This is a genomic window from Longirhabdus pacifica (assembly GCF_004115085.1).
GTDB classification, from domain to species: Bacteria; Bacillota; Bacilli; order Paenibacillales; family DSM-105158; genus Longirhabdus; species Longirhabdus pacifica.
The window spans coordinates 37,782-57,812 of the sequence record NZ_QXJP01000009.1; the positions used below are offsets into that span (position 1 = coordinate 37,782).

Annotated in this window: 17 protein-coding genes; 12 read left to right on the forward strand and 5 right to left on the reverse strand. The window is 37.8% G+C overall.

Going from position 1 to position 20,031, the window contains the following annotated elements; genetic code table 11:
- Positions 1 to 25: 25 nt before the first annotated feature.
- The 9 genes from D1Z92_RS08870 to D1Z92_RS08910 all read left to right on the forward strand — a co-directional run bounded on the left by D1Z92_RS08870 (position 26) and on the right by D1Z92_RS08910 (position 10,693).
- Complete coding sequence (locus D1Z92_RS08870; RefSeq protein WP_128895377.1) at positions 26 to 880, forward strand: carbohydrate ABC transporter permease; 855 nt, start codon at positions 26 to 28, stop codon at positions 878 to 880.
- A gap of 14 nt (positions 881 to 894) precedes the next feature.
- Positions 895 to 2,229, forward strand: a complete 1,335-nt coding sequence (locus tag D1Z92_RS08875) for a GH1 family beta-glucosidase (RefSeq protein ID WP_128895311.1) — start codon at positions 895 to 897, stop codon at positions 2,227 to 2,229.
- Between the two features lie 167 nt (positions 2,230 to 2,396).
- The gene (locus D1Z92_RS08880; protein ID WP_128895312.1) at positions 2,397 to 2,849 is read left to right on the forward strand and encodes a hypothetical protein; all 453 of its coding nucleotides are present in this window, start codon (positions 2,397 to 2,399) and stop codon (positions 2,847 to 2,849) included.
- Positions 2,850 to 3,009: 160 nt separating this feature from the next.
- Positions 3,010 to 3,456: a hypothetical protein gene (locus D1Z92_RS08885; protein WP_128895313.1), complete on the forward strand. Its 447-nt coding sequence runs from the start codon at positions 3,010 to 3,012 to the stop codon at positions 3,454 to 3,456.
- A gap of 771 nt (positions 3,457 to 4,227) precedes the next feature.
- Complete coding sequence (locus tag D1Z92_RS08890) at positions 4,228 to 4,674, forward strand: hypothetical protein (RefSeq protein WP_128895314.1); 447 nt, start codon at positions 4,228 to 4,230, stop codon at positions 4,672 to 4,674.
- A 291-nt stretch (positions 4,675 to 4,965) separates the two neighbouring features.
- A complete protein-coding gene (ahpC, locus tag D1Z92_RS08895; RefSeq protein ID WP_128895315.1) occupies positions 4,966 to 5,529 on the forward strand; it encodes an alkyl hydroperoxide reductase subunit C in 564 nt (187 codons plus the stop codon).
- A 23-nt stretch (positions 5,530 to 5,552) separates the two neighbouring features.
- On the forward strand, positions 5,553 to 7,082 hold the full coding sequence (gene ahpF, locus D1Z92_RS08900; RefSeq protein ID WP_128895316.1) for an alkyl hydroperoxide reductase subunit F: 1,530 nt from the start codon (positions 5,553 to 5,555) through the stop codon (positions 7,080 to 7,082).
- A 298-nt stretch (positions 7,083 to 7,380) separates the two neighbouring features.
- Complete coding sequence (locus D1Z92_RS08905) at positions 7,381 to 8,370, forward strand: DMT family transporter (RefSeq protein WP_128895317.1); 990 nt, start codon at positions 7,381 to 7,383, stop codon at positions 8,368 to 8,370.
- A gap of 112 nt (positions 8,371 to 8,482) precedes the next feature.
- Positions 8,483 to 10,693 (forward strand): peptidase G2 autoproteolytic cleavage domain-containing protein, encoded by a 2,211-nt coding sequence (locus D1Z92_RS08910; RefSeq protein WP_128895318.1) that lies wholly within the window; start codon positions 8,483 to 8,485, stop codon positions 10,691 to 10,693.
- 93 nt (positions 10,694 to 10,786) lie between these two features.
- Here D1Z92_RS08910 and D1Z92_RS08915 read toward each other — a convergent pair whose 3' ends face one another.
- From D1Z92_RS08915 to D1Z92_RS08930, 4 genes are all read right to left on the reverse strand, one after another.
- Positions 10,787 to 11,983 (reverse strand): DUF4097 family beta strand repeat-containing protein, encoded by a 1,197-nt coding sequence (locus tag D1Z92_RS08915; RefSeq protein ID WP_128895319.1) that lies wholly within the window; start codon positions 11,981 to 11,983, stop codon positions 10,787 to 10,789.
- Complete coding sequence (locus tag D1Z92_RS08920) at positions 11,976 to 12,302, reverse strand: PadR family transcriptional regulator (protein ID WP_128895320.1); 327 nt, start codon at positions 12,300 to 12,302, stop codon at positions 11,976 to 11,978. Before D1Z92_RS08920 ends, D1Z92_RS08915 begins: the two co-directional genes overlap by 8 nt.
- 297 nt (positions 12,303 to 12,599) lie before the next feature.
- Entirely contained in the window at positions 12,600 to 14,015 is a 1,416-nt protein-coding gene (locus tag D1Z92_RS08925; RefSeq protein ID WP_128895321.1) for a DUF4097 family beta strand repeat-containing protein, read from the reverse strand.
- The gene (locus tag D1Z92_RS08930; protein WP_128895322.1) at positions 14,008 to 14,334 is read right to left on the reverse strand and encodes a PadR family transcriptional regulator; all 327 of its coding nucleotides are present in this window, start codon (positions 14,332 to 14,334) and stop codon (positions 14,008 to 14,010) included. Before D1Z92_RS08930 ends, D1Z92_RS08925 begins: the two co-directional genes overlap by 8 nt.
- 723 nt (positions 14,335 to 15,057) lie before the next feature.
- Between D1Z92_RS08930 and D1Z92_RS08935 the strand changes: the two genes are divergently transcribed.
- On the forward strand, positions 15,058 to 16,605 hold the full coding sequence (locus D1Z92_RS08935) for a lytic polysaccharide monooxygenase (RefSeq protein ID WP_128895323.1): 1,548 nt from the start codon (positions 15,058 to 15,060) through the stop codon (positions 16,603 to 16,605).
- A gap of 165 nt (positions 16,606 to 16,770) precedes the next feature.
- On the opposite strand, the gene D1Z92_RS08940 is transcribed toward D1Z92_RS08935, so the two are convergent.
- A complete protein-coding gene (locus tag D1Z92_RS08940; protein ID WP_128895324.1) occupies positions 16,771 to 17,670 on the reverse strand; it encodes a LysR family transcriptional regulator in 900 nt (299 codons plus the stop codon).
- Between the two features lie 139 nt (positions 17,671 to 17,809).
- On the opposite strand from D1Z92_RS08940, the gene leuC reads away from it, so the two are divergent.
- Both leuC and leuD read left to right on the forward strand, forming a co-directional pair.
- On the forward strand, positions 17,810 to 19,213 hold the full coding sequence (gene leuC / locus D1Z92_RS08945) for a 3-isopropylmalate dehydratase large subunit (protein ID WP_128895325.1): 1,404 nt from the start codon (positions 17,810 to 17,812) through the stop codon (positions 19,211 to 19,213).
- A 24-nt stretch (positions 19,214 to 19,237) separates the two neighbouring features.
- Positions 19,238 to 19,831: a 3-isopropylmalate dehydratase small subunit gene (leuD, locus tag D1Z92_RS08950; protein ID WP_128895326.1), complete on the forward strand. Its 594-nt coding sequence runs from the start codon at positions 19,238 to 19,240 to the stop codon at positions 19,829 to 19,831.
- Positions 19,832 to 20,031: the final 200 nt, after the last annotated feature.

The window sequence follows — 20,031 nt, forward strand, 5'->3', positions numbered from 1 at the left end:
AAACGTGCTTAAAACAGAAAACCAAATGATCCATACACCGAAGAAAGTCAAAAATTCAAAAAACAAAACTATAAAAATAATCATTTATGTGCTGTTAATTGTACTGACGATCATTAGTGTTATTCCTTTTTATATGATGATCATTAACGCGACGCGATCAAATAAGGAAATCATTCTAGGATTCAGCTTCATTCCCGGAAGCAGCCTTATAGATAATTATAAAACGATGATAGAGTATGTGAACATATGGGTTGGCTTCAGAAACAGTTTGTTCGTATCTGTATGTGTCACGCTCTTGAGTGGGTATTTTTCAGCATTAACCGCTTTCGGTTTTGCGGTATACCAATTTAAAGGTAAAAATATATTGTTCTTATTTATGCTCATCATGATGATGGTTCCAGGGCAACTCGGGTTAATTGGCTTTTATGAGTTAAACAAATTTCTTGGCACACTGGATACGTATATTCCGCTCATCATACCAGCCATCGCCAGTCCGTTTGTCGTTTTCTTTTTACGTCAATATTTGTCATCTACGTTGCATCCATCCTTATTAGAGGCGGCTAGAATGGACGGAGCGGGTGAGTTAAGAATTTTTCATACGGTAGCCTTACCGATTATGATGCCAGCAGTAGCTACGATGTCTATTTTTACGTTTATTGGTTCTTGGAATAACTATCTCGTTCCATTAGTCATGTTATTCTCGCCAGATAAATTTACGTTGCCCGTTTTAATGGGCTTCTTGAAAGGTTCTCAAGTCGCGGAGAATTTAGGTTCTTTGTACTTAGGTATTGCCATTTCTGTTGTACCGATTATGATCGCGTTCTTATTTTTCTCTAAATATATTATTAACAATATATCAGCAGGTTCAATCAAAGAATAGTAGAGGTGTTAAACATGAAGCAATTTACAAAAGAGTTTATTTTCGGAACAGCAACATCATCGTATCAAATTGAAGGAGCAGCTTTTGAAGGTGGAAGAACACCTTCGATATGGGATACATTTTCTCGTACACCTGGAAAAGTGTTAAATGGCGATACAGGGGATATTGCTTGCGATCATTACAACCGGATGGAAGAAGATATTACTATATTAAAACAATTAGGTGTGGATTCATATCGATTTTCGATCGCATGGCCTAGAATTTTCCCGCAACAAGGCCAGTATAATGAAGAGGGAATGGCATTTTACAAAAAACTTGCCACTCGTCTAGTAGAAGAAGGCATTCAACCAGCCGTAACGTTATATCATTGGGATTTGCCGCAGTGGGCTTATGAGCTTGGTGGCTGGATAAATCGTGATGTTGTGACTTGGTTTATGGATTTTGCTAGTGTTTGTTTTCAGGAACTAGATGAGGTGGTATCCATGTGGACGACACATAACGAACCATGGTGTGCCTCTCTGCTTAGCTATCACCAAGGTATTCATGCACCAGGTCATACAAACTTAGATGAAGCCATTAGAGCAGCACATCATATTTTATTATCTCATGGAGCAGCCGTTCATTTTTATAAAGAACAGTTTGGTGGCAAAAAACCGATAGGTATTGTACTCAATTTGGGTCCCACTTACGCTATGAGTGAAAGTATCAATGATCAATTAGCTGCGAATAACTGTGATGGTTATTTGAACCGATGGTTTTTAGATCCCCTTTTTAAAGGAGAATATCCGACAGATATGATGAACTTATATTCAAAATTCATTCATAACTATGACTTTATGGAAGACGGGGATTTAGATCTCATTTCGATAGAGTGTGATTTCTTAGGTGTGAACTTCTATAGTCGTTCTCTAGTAGAGTTTTCGGGGGCATCAGAAATGCTGTATAAAGGTGGATATTCCGATCTACCTAAAACGGGAATGGGATGGGATGTTGTCCCAGAGACGCTTCATGATTTAATCTATCGTCTGCGAGAAGAATATACAGACCTTCCAATATATATTATGGAAAATGGAGCTGCGTATCCAGATGTATTAGAAGAAGACGGGCAAGTGCACGATATCCAGCGTACAGATTACGTGGAAAAGCACTTACATGTGGTGGCAGATCTGAATGAACAAGGCATGAATATTGCTGGATATTATGTATGGTCACTGCTAGATAACTTTGAATGGGCATTTGGGTATTCTAAACGATTTGGTATTGTGTATGTGGACTTCGAAACGCAGAAGCGTTACCTGAAAGACAGTGCGAAGCGGTATGCAGAAGTCATTCAACAACGCAGTATATAAGACAGCATGGTTTAAACTTGAAAAATAACTACAAAGCCTTCTTTCTACTTCTATAGAAAGAAGGCTTTGTTTTGCATGTGTGGTTGATTTGTATATTTGTTCATCATGAAACTGCACAAGCACTTACAAGCCTTCCGGCATCTACTAAAGCAAAAGGAGGTAAAACTATGTTAAGAAGTCAAAGAACTGGACACGTTCATGTGAAAAGAAGAGTAGTGACTTTACGTCAGATTAGAAGTGTGGATTGCCCAACTGATAGTATTTGTCAACAATTTACCAATTCCCCTTGTAGACGGGCGATCCAGCAAGGTTGCTTTTGTGAAGGTATTGTCGTTGGTGTTTGCAGAATAGTGGGTTCTAGCTTATTCACAAACGCAAACTTGCATTTTAAAAAAAACGGAGAGATACACTTTACACCAAGTGAATACCTTCAATACACCATTGTAAATACGCCTAAAAGAGGAAAATTTATAGTAAGAACATTTAGATTCAAGATGAAAAATAAAAACAGAAAAAGCTTCATTTCACAAACAGTAAACAGTAAAGGTAAATTAGAAAGTAAAAGAATAACGTTCAAACAAGCTAACAGATGTAATTCTTGTAGTAAAAAGAGAGGATAACACAAAAGATACCTACTAATTAAAAGGTGGCTAATTGGATGTTTGACTTATCACTTAGTCAAATATCTAATGCAGACTTACATTTTAGGAGAGAAGGATGCAATCGCACAAGCAAATGTTAGCCTCCTTACATCTAATAAACCAAAAGGAGGCTAGATTCATGTTAAGAAGGCATAGCAGTGGCACAGTGAAAGTGAGTAGAAGAGTAAAAACATTAAAACAAACTAGGGTAGACTGTCCAGCTAGATTTTGTATGGTAGTAGGTAATAGACCCTGTAGGGATTTTGGTCCTGGTTGTATTTGCATAAGCCTCTTATTACCGGTTTGTGGAAGTTTTGCACCGGCTCAAATTACGAATGCAGACGTACACTTTAGAAGAAATGGTTCTGTCTTTTTTACACCGAGTAAATATTTACAATACAGTATTATTAATTTTAGAAAAAATCGATTTATCATAAGAACGTTTAGATTTCATATTAGGAACAAAAATAGAAAGAGATTTACATTTCAAAATTTGAATAGAAAAGGTAAATTAGTAATTAGAAGGATGGCGTTTAAAGAAGTGAATGCTGGTTGTGCGTCTTGTGCTAAAAAAAGAAGAAAATAAAGAAAAATATCTCTAACCTGGATCATGAGCGCGATAAAAAGCGAATAGACCTAGGTTATTGATCGTGAGCCTTCTTCTCATACCCAAATTTATTCAGTATGCAATAGCACAAGCAAATGCTAGCCTCCGTACATCTAATAAAGCAAAAGGAGGTAAATATATGATAAGAAGTCAAAGAAATAACCACGTTCATGTTATTAGAAGAGTGGAAAGGATAGCGCAGAGAAGAAGACGCCCATGTCCAGATGGTCGATCTTGCAATATTATCGATAATTTTCCATGTAGGCAATTTGATTCTTGTCTTTGTATAGGAATACCATTCATTCCTGGGCTTAATGGTTGTTTGGATTTATCTCTTAGTCAAATATCTAACGCAAACGTACATTTTAGGAGAGACGGTGCTATATATTTTACACCTAGCAAATATCTACAATACAGTATTATTAGCACACCTAGAAAAGGACGTACGATAGTAAGAACGTTTAGATTTAAGATTAGAAACAAAAATAGAAAGAGCTTTACAATCCAAAATTTAAATAGAAAAGGAAAATTAGTGAATAAAAGGTTCACGTTTAAAGAAGCGAATGCTGGTTGTATGTCTTGTCGTAAAAAAAGACGGAAGTAAATATAAACAAGATTCTAGATTGATGTAAAGAGAGTGGATCTAGGATATGGATGTTGATTGTCATTCCCATATTTTATTCAGGCTGCAATCGCACAAGCAAATGTTAGCATCCTTACATCTAAATAAAGCAAAAGGAGGTTTGATTCATGTTAAGAAGGCATAGCAGTGGCACAATGAAAGTGACTAAAAAAGTAAAAACATTAAGAAGAATTAGCGCAAACTGCCCATCTGGAAGGTCTTGTAATCCATTAAATAATAGACCGTGTAGTCAATTTAATCGATGCTTGTGTTTCGGTATTCCTTTTGAATGTTTAAATTTAGAATCCAGCCAAATATCTAATGCTAATGTGCATTTTAGGAAAGATGGTTCTGTCTATTTCACACCAAGTAAGTATCTACAATACAGTATTGTCAATAGCTCCAGAAAAGGAAAAACGATAATAAGAATGTTTAGGTTTAAGATGAGAAACAAAAATAGAAAGAGTTTTGTTATTCAATATGTAGATGAAAAAGGGAAACTAGTGAGTAGAAGATCTACGTTTAAACAAGCGAATGCCGGTTGTACGTCTGGTCGTAAAAAAAGACGGAAGTAAATATATTACATGCTGCAAGCGGTTATAATAGACTGTTTTTGATTTTCAAGGTTATAAACCTTATAATCAAATTAAAAGGATAGTATGGATCATAATGGATACTATCTTTTTTATGCTGTTTTTCAATGTTTCGTCACACATACACTAATATATTACGTCTATTTGTTTTGTAACGCCTTGACAAATAATTTTTTTTAATTATAATTATTACTAGATTAAAATTATTATTAACTAGCACGGTATTTGAATTTAACATCTACCGTGAAAAACATATTAGGAGGAATTTCAATTATGTCATTAATCGGAAAAGAAGTACAAGCCTTTACAGCACAAGCATACAAAAACGGTGATTTCATCGAGGTTACGGAACAGCATTTAAAAGGGCAATGGAGTGTATTTTGTTTCTACCCAGCAGATTTCACATTTGTATGTCCAACAGAACTTGAAGACCTTCAAAAAGAATACGCTGGCTTGCAAGAGCTAGGAGTAGAAGTATACTCTGTATCCACGGATACACACTTTACACATAAAGGATGGCACGATAGCTCCGAAGCAATTGGTAAAATTACTTATGCAATGATTGGTGATCCATCTCAAGCTATCTCTCGTGATTTTGAAGTTTTAGATGAGAACACAGGTTTAGCAGATCGCGGTACATTTATTATCGACCCAGACGGTGTCATCCAAACGGTAGAAATTAACGCAGGTGGCATTGGCCGTGATGCATCCACGTTAATCAATAAAGTAAAAGCAGCACAATACGTAAGAAACAATCCAGGTGAAGTTTGCCCAGCAAAATGGGAAGAAGGCGGAGAAACATTAACACCAGGGATTGACCTTGTCGGCAAAATTTAATGACCTTAAAGGAGTAGACAGCAATGGTACTTGAAGCAAAAGTTAAAGCACAATTAAACGAATATCTTCAGTTAATGGAAGGCGATATCGTATTAAAAGTTAGTGCAAATACAGATAACGTATCGAAAGATATGATGAATCTAGTAAATGAACTTGCTTCAATGTCGCCTAGAATTACAATAGAAGAAACAGAACTAAAAAGAACACCTAGCTTTAGTGTGAATCGTACAGCAGAAGATACTGGAATCACTTTTGCAGGTATTCCATTAGGACATGAATTTACTTCTCTTGTGTTAGCGATATTGCAAGTGAGTGGAAGAGCTCCTAAAGTAGATTCCGCTGTGATCGATCAAATTAAGGCGATAGATGAGCAATATCACTTTGAAACGTATGTCAGTTTGAGCTGCCACAATTGCCCTGATGTTGTGCAAGCATTAAATATTATGAGTGTGCTTAATCCTAATATTACGCATAGTATGATTGATGGTGCTGTCTTCAAAGATGAAGTAGAAAGTAACAATGTGATGGCAGTTCCTGCTGTATTTTTAAATGGCGAATTTTTTGGTGGCGGTCGCATGACACTGGAAGAAATTTTAGCGAAGCTAGGTTCTGGTGTCGATGCAGAAGCGTTTGCAGATAAAGAACCTTTTGATGTGCTGGTTGTTGGTGGCGGACCTGCTGGGTCAAGTGCAGCGATATATGCTGCCCGCAAAGGCATTCGTACCGGCATTGTCGCTGAACGATTTGGCGGTCAAGTACTCGATACGATGAGCATCGAAAACTTTATTAGTGTGAAACAAACAGAAGGGCCAAAGCTTGTAGCAAGTCTAGAAGAACATGTGAAAGAGTATGATATTGACGTCATGAATCTGCAACGTGCCAAACGTCTGGAAAAGAAAGATCTCTTTGAACTGGAACTCGAGAACGGTGCTGTGTTAAAAAGTAAGACAGTCATTGTTTCTACTGGTGCACGCTGGCGCAATGTTGGTGTCCCAGGTGAAGAAGAGTTTAAAAACAAAGGTGTAGCTTACTGTCCTCATTGTGATGGTCCATTATTTGATGGGAAAGATGTAGCGGTTATCGGTGGAGGTAATTCCGGCGTAGAAGCAGCGATTGATCTTGCTGGTATTGTAAAACATGTAACGGTACTGGAGTTTATGCCAGAGTTAAAAGCAGATGAGATTTTACAACAACGTTTGTATAGTCTTCCTAATGTTACTGTGCTCAAAAACGTGCAAACCAAAGAAATTACAGGTACAGACAATGTAAATGGTATCACGTATATCGAGCGTGATAGTGAAGAAGAAAAGCATATCCCATTACAAGGGGTGTTCGTTCAAATCGGATTACTACCTAACACTGATTGGTTAGGAGAAATTGTTGAACGTACTAAATTTGGTGAAGTGGTGGCGGATAAACACGGTGCTACCAATGTCCCAGGATTATTTGCTGCTGGAGATTGTACGGATACTCCTTACAAGCAAATTATCATTTCTATGGGTTCTGGTGCAAATGCAGCTCTAGGAGCATTTGATCACCTTATTCGAAACTAATGTTATAACGCCAACTTTGCATGCAAGTGATGGCGATCATTATATATGCTTTGCAACATACATGAATCACTTTATTGTAATACGTTGCACCAAGGATGTCTGATGGATGGTAGTGCTTAGATGACTAAGCGGTTACCTCATCGGGCATTCTTTTTTTGTGCTATGAATGGAGTAGTGGTATATCCTTCTAAAGTAGTATGTCCATCTCCACCATGATGCCGATGAAGCAGAGAATAGTTTCAGTTAACATAAGACATATAAACAATAGAGATGAAATCAAGTGGAGGCGAAAAATATAATGAAATCAACATTAACGACACGTACAAACATGACACTTCCTATCTTATCTGGGGTACTTGGATCTATCATTGCTGGACTAAGTTTTTTATTTTTAAAACAAGTAGTAGATGCTGCTTCATTACTCAATATACTGGCTTATCGTTTTAGTATTGCTTTTCTGTTTATGTTTGTTCTCGTGTTATTCAAAGTTATTAAAGTGAATTATAGGAATAAGCGTATCTTACCATTGTTACTTGCTAGTTTATTACAACCCGTTTTGGCATTTACGTTGCAATTATATGGTATGAAATATGCAACAGCTAGTGAAGCGGGACTCATAACAGCACTATTCCCCATTATGGTTTTGATACTTTCAGCATTTCTATTAAAAGAATATACTTCACTTCTCCAAAAAATTTCAATATTATTTTCGGTTGCTGGTGTACTTTACATTGGGGTGATGAAGGGAGTAGATGGGGAAGCCAATATGATAGGAATGACACTCATTGTTCTTTCCACGTTGGCAATGGCATTGTTCTCTGTATTTGCGAGAAAATACTCCACTACGTTTTCGCCGATGGAAATGACGTTCATGATGATGTTTGTTGGTATGTTGATGTTTAATTTAATACTGTTTATTTCCCCAGAAAAAATTGACTTTGCACTGGCTACTGACATGTCCTTTTTAGGACCTATTTTATATCTTAGTATTCCCTCGACTTTTTTTACCGCAATACTGACTAATTATTCTTTATCGAAATTATCCGCCTCTCGATCAGGTGTGTTTATGAACTTAACCACTATTGTGAGTGTTTTAGCAGGTGTACTTATTTTACATGAACCATTTTATTTCTATCATTTCATTGGTATGTTATTCATTATTGGAGGCGTAATTGGCGTGAATATGCCGAAGCATAAACGCAAGCAAAAGAAAGAATGGACAGAAGTGACTCCTCAAGTGTATGCCTCAAATGGAGAACTAGAAGTAACTTCTTCATCAAAAAAGTAATGTATGAATTACGTTCCAACGTACATGTGCCTATACGATATAGATAAGAGTTGAATATACATAAAAGTAGGATAAACATCTACGATGTGGATGAAGAGAAAGGAGTCTACTGATGAAATGCAATCGACAGGAGATAGGCATATGCTCCACCGCATTAGGTGAAAATACGGTTGCGAAAGGAAGAGCATCACTAGCAGAAGGAGCTGGGACGAAAGCGGAAGGATTTGCTACGCATAGTGAAGGATGTAATACGTTATCGATCGGAATTTGTGCCCATGCCGAAGGAAATACCACCACGGCAACAGGCGTTAATGCTCATGCCGAAGGCATTCTGACAGAAGCTGTTGGCGATGATGCACATGCGGAAGGATGCAGTACGATAGCCAATGGAATTTGTTCTCATGCGGAAGGAAACATCACCGTTTCTAACGGTGTGAATGCTCATGCAGAAGGAATACTTACCGTTTCAGAAGGGGATAATGCACACGCGGAAGGGTGTAGCAGTATGGCACTTGGTGCTTGTGCGCATAGTGAAGGAAGAGATACGAAAAGTATGGGGACGGCTGCACATGCCGAAGGGAACGGCACTACCGCTAGTGGAGAGGCTTCACATGCCGAAGGTTGGAATACGTTAGCAAGCGGAGAAGCTTCCCATAGTGAAGGGCTCCATGGTATGGCAAGTGGAGAAGCAGCACACAGCCAAGGCTTAAATACGATGGCAATGGCTACAGGTTCTCATGCGGAAGGAAGTTTGACCTTTGTTAGCGGGTTTGCTGCACATGGGGAAGGTGTTGGATGTACCGCTACGAATATTGCTGCACATGCGGAAGGTTTAAATACGATGGCTTCTGGTCAGCATGCACATAGTGAAGGGGAAAATAGTATCAGTAGCGGACAGGATAGTCACGCAGAAGGTGCAGGAACGTTAGCAAGTGGAGACGCAGCCCACGCGGAAGGGAGTTTAACGACGGCCAGTGATTCTCAATCTCATGCCGAAGGCATGGGAACGGTCGCTTCGGGAGGAGGTGCGCATGCGGAAGGCATGGGGAGTATTGCGAGTGATACTGCAGCTCATGCGGAGGGACACAACAGTATGGCACTTGCTGCATCTTCTCATGCGGAAGGGGAAGGAGTCACAGCAAGTGGAAACAGTGCGCATGCAGAGGGCAGCGCTACCGTAGCTAGTGGGGATAGTACACATGCCGAAGGGATGTCAACAGAAGCGATAGGACTCGCAAGTCACAGTGAAGGATTTCGCACCATAGCAATGGGGACTTTTTCTCATGCGGAAGGACAGCTTACTACAGCAATGGGAAATGAAGCCCATGCGGAAGGATCAGCAACGATAGCGAACGCTAACAGTCATGCGGAAGGGGAGAGTACGACATCCATTGGCATTGCTTCGCATGCGGAAGGATCAAACAGCGTCGCAATGGGGAATAACGCCCACGCGGAGGGGAGTGGTACGACAGCAAGTGGAGCTCAAAGTCATGCGGAAGGCAGCATGACTTTGGCAGAGGGGACCTCATCTCATGCGGAAGGAAGTAGCACGAGAGCAAGTGGATTCGCTAGTCATGCCGAAGGCATCGATACATCAATAGGTTCAACGTTATCTAGCGCACACATTATGGGCAATAGTGGAGCAGCTAAGTTTGAAAATTCCTGGCATTTAGCAGCAGGTGCTAACATTACTGGCAACGGCATAGCTGCATTTATTCGCGGAGATGCAGGTAATGAAGGGGATGCATGCTTTAACACGGTATCGATGGGCGGCAATTGCAACAGTTGTGATGTTGCTGAAATGTTTGAGTCCGTGGACGGTATGGCGATAGATGTAGGATACTTTGTCACATGCCAAGGGAAAAAGATACGAAAAGCAACAAGCAGTGATAGCTATGTGTTGGGTATTACCAGTGCAACGCCTGCCGTCATTGCGGGGGCATCGGATCTACATTGGCAAGGACAATATGTGACAGACGAATGGGGAAGATATGTGTATGAAACGGTAGTTGTAGAACAATTAGATGCTTCAGACAACGTCGTAACCCCTCAACAGACAACAAAACGAAGAATAATAAATCCAACATACGATCCAAACCAAACTTACCTTGCACGTGATGAGAGAACAGAGTGGATTCCAGTTGGATTAATCGGTCAGCTTCGTGTGCGAGATGATGGAACTTGTCATGTGGATGGTTATTGCAGACCAAATGATCAAGGCATGGCGACTAAAAGTGATTATGGCTATCGTGTGTTAGCGCGCACAGGAAACAATCAGGTGCTCCTATTGTTTAACGGAAATCACATTAAAGCCATGTTTTAAGCTACTTGTTTACAAGCAAAAATGCAACGAAAAAAGTATCCTACACATAAAAAGTAAGGATACTTTATTTTTTTCTTCTATTATAAATGTCATTTAATTCGCTTTAGATGCCTGCGTGTTAAATAATGTGAAATCACCGGTTGTTGTGTTCACTTGGATTTCATATAACCCTTCCTCTTTTTTAGCGATGATTTTATGCTCTTTTTTTGTTTCATACGTTAATTCATCTATATTTAGTTTCGCCTCACCTGTAATACTACCAAAATTTATATTTACAGAAGGAATGGTTTCTTCTATATCTACCTTTACATCTCCACTCGTCGTTGTGGCTTTCATATTGCCAATTAATGTATCATCTATCACATGGATATCACCAGATACATTTGAAAAATTGTAATGTTCAGAAGATACATTGTCCATCTTGATATTTCCACTGGTCACTTTAATGTTGGTTTGCTTTGCTGTACTGTCGCTTAAATAGATGTTACCACTGACCACGTGCATGTCGATTTGCTCTGCTATACTATTTTTTACGTGAACATTACCACTCGTAGACTCTAGTAATAACACATTAGTAAGAAGACCGTCTATTGTTGTTTTTCCCGTTATGGATGTGAGGTGAGCTTTTTCATAGTTGTAGTTTTTAGGAATGGAAACTTGCAAGTTTAAGTTTGCGTTGATGTTACGTATGTTATGAGAATCTAATGACACCTCTACCGTGATGGTGTCACCTTGAGATTGGACGTCGAACAGAAGATACTCTTTGATGCTTTCGCTTATTTTTCCATCTAATACGATATGTATTTCATCTTGTTCTGAAACTACCATATCTATATTGGAAATAGTGGTATGAATATGGATGCCTTTAATGTTTTTGTTTGATACGGTTTCTTCTCGTAAAACATCAATAGTGGTTGAATTAACTTCTGCATAGGATTCAAAAGGGAATTTTTTAAGCTTTTCGTTAAGTTTATCTTTAAATTTCTGGGCTGAATGAAATGAATGATCAAAGATATCTTTAAAGCTGTCCATATCAAGAGGATAACTGTATTTATTATATTTATCCGATTTGAAACCATTAACATTGGGATCAGCAGAGTCATCAGCAAACATTTCTTTTGCTATTGTCTCAGGATGTCCAAGCTCTTCTATAATTTCCTCTTCTGTTTTTCCAGCCTCAAGACCCGTCTCAAAATACTCATGTAAATCATATAGTAGTTCTTTTCGATCCTCTTGGGATATATTTTGTAGCAATGATTCTAACTGACTAAAATATTTGTCTTTATTCATGATTTTTATACTCCTCTCGAATTAGCTTGTCTACATTTTTAGTGAAAATCTCCCATTCATCAATTAGTTCGTGCATTTTCTCCTTCCCTTTACTTGTTATCGTATAGTACTTTCGCTGTGGTCCCTCAGAAGAAGCAGCAAAATAAGTAGATAAAAATCCGTCTTTTGTTAATCTTCTAAGGAGGGGATACAACGTTCCGTCTGCAATTTGGATGCTTTCTGACACTTGTTGAGCCAATTCGTATCCGTAACGATCTTTTGCATGAATGAAAATAAGTACACACATCTCCAATGAACCTTTCTTAAACTGTACATTCAAATATAACAGCCTCCGAATGTTGAATAATTGTAGTCTGACTTAACATAATGTAACTTTAGTAGTAATTATAACTCACTAGTAAACATTATTCAATACATAATATAGATCAATAGATAGCAAATATAAAAAATCATATCAAAGAAATAAATGATGACATACAAGTTTACGCCTCAGTAGCGAGGCGTAAAGGTTGTGATGTTGAAATTTCTTCATCTTATGATTAGCGGTAATAAGTTGGTTGAAGAAGTTGATTCAACTTATATAGTATAAATATGTTTCTTCTATTATAAATGTCATTTAATTCGCTGTAGATGCCTGCGTGTTAAATAATGTGAAATCACCGGTTGTTGTGTTCACTTGGATTTCATATAACCCTTCCTCTTTTTTAGCGATGATTTTATGCTCTTTTTTTGTTTCATATATCAATTCATCTATATCGAGTTTCGCCTCACCTGTAATACTACCAAAATTTATATTTACTGAAGGGATGGTTTTTTCTATATCTAATTGTACATCTCCACTCGTCGTTGTCGCTTTCACATTTCCAGTTAATGTATCATCTATCATTTGAACAGAGCCAGATATGGTAGAAAAAATGTAATTTTCAGCAGTTACATTGTCCATATTGATATTTCCACTGGTTACATTGATGCCGGTTTGCTTTGTTGTACTATCGTCTAAATTAATATTCCCAGCGGTGGAGTTTATTTTGATTTGTTCTGTTGTGCTGTTTTTTAAGTCGATATTCCCACTCGTAGATTGTAGCGATAATGCATTAGTAAGAAGGCCGTCTATTTTTGTTTCTCCAGATATGGATGAGAGCTCGATATTTTCATAGTTGTAGTCTTTAGGAATGGAAACTTGTAAGTTTAAATTCGCGATGATGTTACGAATGTTTTGAAAATTTAATGACACCTTTACCGTGATGGTGTCACCTTGAGATTGGACGTCAAAAAGGAGATATTCTTCGATGTTTTCGCTTATTTTTCCATTTAATACAATATTCACTTCATCTTTTTCTGATGTTACGATATCAATATTGGAAATGACGGTACTAATTTTAATGTTTTCAATGTCTTTGTTTTGTATGGTCTCTTCTCGGAAAACATCGATAGTAGCTGAATCGACTTCATCGTACGACTCAATAGGAAAATCTTTAAATTGATCGGTAAACTGCTGGACTGAATTCACGGAAGTATCGATCATATCTTCAATGCTGTCCATATATTCAGAGCTACTATAGTAGCTATATTTATCATAGTCAAAGCCATTAACATAAGGATCAACGGAGTCATTAATGAATTCTTCTATTCCATCTAAAGAAATAAAGGGCTCTTGTTGTGATTGTAAGGTTTGTATTGATTTCTCTGGCGCACTGACTAGTAGCAGTCCAGTGAGCGTTGAAACGGTGATAACGAGAAAAAAGATGACAATGGCGGACAGTGTAATGTAAAAAGGCAGTTTCTTTTTTTTGGTGATAATGACTGGAGGTAGTGGGCCCTTTTGATGTTGTAGTGGATGTTGATCCGCAAGCATTTCTTTCGCTATTGTCTCAGGATCTCCAAGCTCTTCTATAATTTCCTCTTCTGTTTTCCCAGCCTCAAGACCCGTCTCAAAATACTCATGTAAATCATATAGTAGTTCTTTTCGGTCCTCTTGTGATAAACGTTGTAGTAGTGATTCTAATTGACTAAAATATTTGTCTTTATTCATGAATTTTATACTCCTTTCGAATTAGCTCATCTACATTTTTAGTGAAAATCGCCCATTCATTGATTAGTTCTTTCATTCTTTCCTTCCCTTTATCTGTTATCGTATAGTACTTTCGCTGTGGTCCCTCGGAAGAAGCAGCAAAATAAGTAGATAAAAATCCTTCTTTTGTTAATCTTCTCAGAAGAGGATACAGCGTTCCGTCTGCAATTTGGATACTTTCTGATACTTGTTGAGCTAATTCGTATCCGTAACGATCTTTTGCATGAATGAAAATCAGTACACACATCTCCAATGAGCCTTTCTTAAATTGTACATTCAAAATACAACAGCCTCCGAATGTTAAATAATTTTAGTTTGATTTAACAAAATGTAACATCTGTAGTAATTATAACTTGGTAGTGAACATTATTCAATACATAATATAAATGAATAGCTAACAAATATAAAAAATGAAGATATATAAGTATACGTCTCAAGTGCCAGGGGTAAAGGTTGTCTTGTTAAAATTTCTCCATTTTATGATTAGCGGTAATAAGTTGAACTTGTATCTTCAACTTATCTATATTATTTCACATAGAAAGGGGATGTTCCCATGATGTTACTACCTTAATTGGCATAGAGTGGAATAAAAAAAGCGATGGTTTAATTAGTTTAAACAGTTAATAAAAAGTTGAATAAATATAATTTAAAAATGTTTTAAATGCATTTTATAAATAAGTAAACAATAAAAAGAGTAAATATAAATAAATTTAAGCTAAATTTTTAAAGATGGAAGTACGATAATATAATAGACAGCGCTGATGATAAGTATTTTAAGAGTGAAAAATAAAAGTTATGCCCTTTTTATATAAATGAAACTAGAGTAACAGATGATAATTGGCAGAAATAACAACCTAATGTTTCTAAATTGGAGTGAATTAATCCAATTAATGGTTGTTTTAGTGATTCTATTGACTTTGATCTTGAAAGAAAATAGGATTGTAGTCGTATACAAAAATTGTTCAAGTATACAAAACAAAAAACTAAGGGACAGGTGATCAACATGAAATGGATTAAAAACAATCATAAGAAAGTCATCAAAGGAAGTGTATTAACTTTAGCCCTCGGTTTAGCTTTCGCTACGCAAGCAGAAGATGCTTCAGCCCACGGGTATATTAAAGAACCTGCATCAAGAAGTTACACTGGTAGTTTGATGAAGCAGCAACTTGGATACAATGAAGCATTATCCATATATGGTCTTGCTATTAATGCTCCGCAAGCAGTAGAAGGACCAAAAGGTTTTCCAGCAGCAGGCCCTGCTGATGGCCAAATTGCATCCGCAGGTGGTGGATTAGGTCAAATAGATTTAAAGTTGGATCAGCAAAATGATAGTATCTGGAGCAAGCAAGATATGACAGGTGGAGTAAATACGTTTACTTGGAATTATACTGCAGCTCATGCTACATCAAAATGGCATTACTATATTACGAAAGCAGATTGGAACCCAAATGATCCTTTAGAACGTTCTGATTTTGAACTAATTGGGACAGTAGAACATGATGGATCTGCTGCTAGTAACAACCTATCACACGACATTAACGTACCGACGGATCGCAGTGGCTATCATGTCATCTTAGGTGTATGGGATGTAGCGGATACACCAAATGCATTCTATCAAGTTATTGATGTGAACTTGCAAAACGGTAACGTAGAAGAAGATACACAAGCACCAACTGCACCAACTAATGTGAATGCAGAAAACGTTACTTCTAATCAAGTTCAATTAGCATGGACAGCTGCTACAGATAATGTAGGTGTAAGTAAGTATGAAATCTATCGTGATGGTAACAAAGTAGGTACGACGACAACGACAACATATACAGATAAAGACGTAACTGCAAATACGAAATATGAGTATACGATAAAAGCATATGATGTTGCAGGAAATGTCTCTGAAACTAGCAACGCTTTAAGTGTTACAACAGATAAAGTCGTTGAAAACGATACACAAGCACCAACGGCACCAACTAATTTACACACCATGACGGTGACAGATAGTTTAGTAGAGTTAATGTGGACAGCTTCTGAAGATAACGTAGCAGTTACATCTTATGAAATTTATCGTGATGGTAAACAAATAGGTACAACATCCAATACGATGTTTAAAGACACTACAGTATCTGAGGGTACAAGCTATAGTTACACTGTAAGAGCAGTAGATGCAGCAGACAACGTATCCAACGCAAGTGATAAACTTGAAGTGACAACGGAAGAAGCTGCTGACAATGGTAACGGAAACGATAACGGAAACGATAACGGTAATGACAATGGAAATCTTCCAACTTGGAATGCCAATGACGTTTATGTAGCTGGTGATCAAGTCACGTATAATGGCTTGCAGTACGAAGCTAAATGGTGGGTTCGCAACGTGAAACCAGATACAATGAACGGATGGAAATTGTTAAGCACGAATGCTTCATTAGATTGGAATGCAAACACGGTATATACAAGTGGTATGGTAGTAGACTATAACGGAACAAAGTATGAAGCAAAATGGTATACACAAGGTGATACACCAGGACAAAGTGATGTATGGAAGAAAGTGAAGTAATATGCTTCATGCATTATTAAAATAAATGTGATCAAAAGCAAACATTAAAAGCAAAAGACTATTCTACATGTCATGTATGTGACGTGCTGGAATAGTCTTTTTTATATCCTTAATGTGTAACTTTGGTTGACGCTGATTCATGTTGATCAGAGTATAGGGTGACATTTATAATGTTTGTTCTCTAATTTCATCTATGAAGGTTGTAGCAGCTTTGGATAAGTATCGCTCTTGTTGATAACCAATCACGATAGTACGTGTAGGAGCGCCTTCTATTTTACTATAATGAGGAACCAAGTCCCCTCGCTGTGAATGACGGATCATATCTGGTACAAAAGCAATTCCCATTCCTGCTGCCACGAGAGCTTGTACTGTTTCAATATTGCTGCTTTCAAATACGATATTAGGTTCAAAGCCAGCTTGTCTGCATAAACTTAATGTAATGTTTCGAAAGCCTTGTCCTTGTTTTAGAACAATAAAAGGCTCTTCTTTTAGCTTGCGAATAGAAACTCTTTCATGTAATGTATTCTCGGAATGTGAATGTAGTGCATGCCCTTCTGGTAAAGCTAAATAAATTTCTTCTGTAATAAGAGGTTTATAGGATAGAGATGGCTCTTGTATTGGTAAGGTAAGCAAACAAATATCTACTTTACCTTGAGTCAATAGCTGCTCTAATGTAGAAGATGCTTCTTCCACTAAATTAATTTCAATACCAGGATAACGCTGCTGAAAGGAAGGCAACACTTTAGGTAAAATGTAGGAACCCGTAATAGGCAAGCTACCAATCGTTAATTTTCCTTTCTTCATACCTGACATATCTTCTAATTCATTGGTTAGAGCAAGTACAAGGTCTAAAATTTTCTCGGATCGTTTAATGAATACTTCTCCAGCTGGTGTCAATTCCACTCGATTTGTACTACGCTTAAATAACGTCACACCAAGCTCGCTTTCCAACTTGGCTAACTGTTGGCTTAATGAAGGCTGAGCAATGTGAAGTTGTTCCGCTGCTCTAGAAAAATTTTTCTGTTCCGCAATGTTGAGCACATACCTCATATGTCTTAATTCCATGAGTATATCTCCTTTTCTACTCCATTATAGTATTATAGTTTCAATCTATCACGATTATAGATATTATATCTTGGATCAATGAGAAAAGAAATGATAACATGTGTTTAACTACTTTAATAAGACGTGTAGGTGATAAAAAATGAGTAAAACATTATATGAAAAAATTTGGAATAACCATGTCATCATCGAAGAAGAGCATAAACCAAGCATTATTTATATTGATTTGCATTTAGTGCATGAAGTAACTTCACCACAAGCATTTGAAGGTTTGAGATTAGCAAACAGAAAGGTTCGCAGACCTGATTTGACCGTTGCGACGATAGATCACAATGTACCAACGAAAGATCGCTTTAACATTAAAGATCCGATATCCAAACAACAAATTGATGCGTTGAGCCGTAATTGTAAGGAGTTTGGTGTGAAGCTATACGATTTACATGATGTCGATCAAGGCGTTGTGCATGTTATGGGACCAGAACTTGGGCTAACTCATCCAGGAAAAACGATCGTATGCGGAGATAGTCATACTTCTACGCACGGTGCTTTCGGTGCACTAGCTTTCGGTATTGGTACGAGTGAAGTGGAACACGTGCTTGCTACACAATGTTTGCATCAAGCAAAATCTAAAACAATGGAAGTGCGTATTACAGGTGAGCTAAAGCCAGGATTAACGGCAAAAGATATTATACTTGGCATTATTGCAGAGCATGGAACAGACTTCGCTACGGGATATGTTATCGAATATACAGGAGAAGTTATTTCCAACCTTACGATGGAAGAAAGAATGACGATATGCAATATGTCGATTGAAGCAGGAGCAAGGGCGGGATTAATTGCACCGGATGAGACGACATTTGAATATTTAAAAGGAAGAGAATATGCACCAACTGGAGCTGACTTTGAACAAGCGGTGCAACAGTGGAATGAACTGCGCAGTGATGAAGGAGCAGTCTACGATAAGTGTATTCAATTTGATGCTGCTGCACTCGTTCCACAAGTAACATGGGGCACGAGCCCAGGAATGGGGACAGATGTAGATAAAGTGGTTCCTGATCCAGCGGCTTTTACAACAGAAAACGAGCGCAAAGCAGCGGAAAAAGCGTTGGAGTATATGGGATTAGCGCCAAATACAAAAATGACAGATATTAAAATTGATAGAGTATTTATCGGTTCTTGTACGAATGGTAGGATAGAAGATTTAAGAGCGGCAGCGAAAGTAGTGAAGGGATACCACGTATCGAGCCATGTCAATGCGATGGTTGTACCAGGTTCAGGAAGAGTGAAGATTCAAGCAGAAAAAGAAGGGCTAGATAAGATCTTTATCGATGCAGGCTTTGAATGGCGTGATGCTGGTTGCTCCATGTGCTTGGCGATGAACCCAGATTATTTGGAGCCAGGTGAACGATGTGCTTCTACATCCAATCGGAATTTCGAAGGAAGACAAGGAAGAGACGGCAGAACACACCTTGTTTCTCCAGCTATGGCGGCTTCGGCAGCAATTAAAGGGAAATTCGTTGACGTTAGAAACTGGGACTTTTTATAGATCATAGAGAAGGAGAGATGGGGAATGGAAGCTTTTAAACAACATAAAGGTTTAGTAGCACCTGTTGATCGGGTAAATGTAGATACGGATGCGATTATACCAAAGCAATTTTTGAAGCGAATTGAAAGAACGGGATTTGGTCAATATTTATTTTACGAATGGCGGTTCACGCTGGACGGGAAAGTGAAAGAAGATTTTTCTTTGAATCAAAATAAATATGAAGGGGCATCCATTCTAGTTTCACGTGCGAATTTTGGCTGCGGATCATCGAGAGAACACGCACCTTGGGCGATATTGGATTATGGTTTCAAAGTCGTGATTGCACCATCTTTTGCTGATATTTTCTATAATAACTGCTTTAAAAACGGTATTCTACCTATTGTATTAAGTGAGGAAGAAGTAGAAACATTGTTCCAAGCAACAGCCAAGCAAGACGGATACGCCTTACACATTGACTTAGAGCAAAAAATCATCTCAGACAATGCAGGATTGCAGATTCAGTTTGACTTAGATGAACATAGAAGACAGTACTTATTGCAAGGGCTAGATGATATTGCACTCACTTTAAAATATGAAGAGAAAATAGCAGCATATGAAAAGCAGCAACCTGCTATATAAAGTGAAGAAATAATGAGATATAAGTTTACGCCTCAGCTGCTAGGCGTAGCAGAAAAAGAATGTGGATGCACAAATGAGCCTATACGATGTTTCGTTTCACTAAGCGAAATCTTTCCTATAGGCTTATTCACATTGTAATCCCTCTATTGTTATAAATGAAAGGTAAATTTACGCAACTTTCTATGAAAAAAAACGTCTAA

What these genes read in the sequence shown, in the direction of transcription:
- D1Z92_RS08870 (WP_128895377.1), top strand. Translation starts at nt 26, where the DNA reads ATGATCCATACACCGAAGAAAGTCAAAAATTCAAAAAACAAAACTATA.
- D1Z92_RS08875 (WP_128895311.1), top strand. Translation starts at nt 895, where the DNA reads ATGAAGCAATTTACAAAAGAGTTTATTTTCGGAACAGCAACATCATCG.
- D1Z92_RS08880 (WP_128895312.1), top strand. Translation starts at nt 2,397, where the DNA reads ATGTTAAGAAGTCAAAGAACTGGACACGTTCATGTGAAAAGAAGAGTA.
- D1Z92_RS08885 (WP_128895313.1), top strand. Translation starts at nt 3,010, where the DNA reads ATGTTAAGAAGGCATAGCAGTGGCACAGTGAAAGTGAGTAGAAGAGTA.
- D1Z92_RS08890 (WP_128895314.1), top strand. Translation starts at nt 4,228, where the DNA reads ATGTTAAGAAGGCATAGCAGTGGCACAATGAAAGTGACTAAAAAAGTA.
- ahpC (WP_128895315.1), top strand. Translation starts at nt 4,966, where the DNA reads ATGTCATTAATCGGAAAAGAAGTACAAGCCTTTACAGCACAAGCATAC.
- ahpF (WP_128895316.1), top strand. Translation starts at nt 5,553, where the DNA reads ATGGTACTTGAAGCAAAAGTTAAAGCACAATTAAACGAATATCTTCAG.
- D1Z92_RS08905 (WP_128895317.1), top strand. Translation starts at nt 7,381, where the DNA reads ATGAAATCAACATTAACGACACGTACAAACATGACACTTCCTATCTTA.
- D1Z92_RS08910 (WP_128895318.1), top strand. Translation starts at nt 8,483, where the DNA reads ATGAAATGCAATCGACAGGAGATAGGCATATGCTCCACCGCATTAGGT.
- D1Z92_RS08915 (WP_128895319.1), bottom strand. Translation starts at nt 11,983, where the DNA reads ATGAATAAAGACAAATATTTTAGTCAGTTAGAATCATTGCTACAAAAT.
- D1Z92_RS08925 (WP_128895321.1), bottom strand. Translation starts at nt 14,015, where the DNA reads ATGAATAAAGACAAATATTTTAGTCAATTAGAATCACTACTACAACGT.
- D1Z92_RS08935 (WP_128895323.1), top strand. Translation starts at nt 15,058, where the DNA reads ATGAAATGGATTAAAAACAATCATAAGAAAGTCATCAAAGGAAGTGTA.
- D1Z92_RS08940 (WP_128895324.1), bottom strand. Translation starts at nt 17,670, where the DNA reads ATGGAATTAAGACATATGAGGTATGTGCTCAACATTGCGGAACAGAAA.
- leuC (WP_128895325.1), top strand. Translation starts at nt 17,810, where the DNA reads ATGAGTAAAACATTATATGAAAAAATTTGGAATAACCATGTCATCATC.
- leuD (WP_128895326.1), top strand. Translation starts at nt 19,238, where the DNA reads ATGGAAGCTTTTAAACAACATAAAGGTTTAGTAGCACCTGTTGATCGG.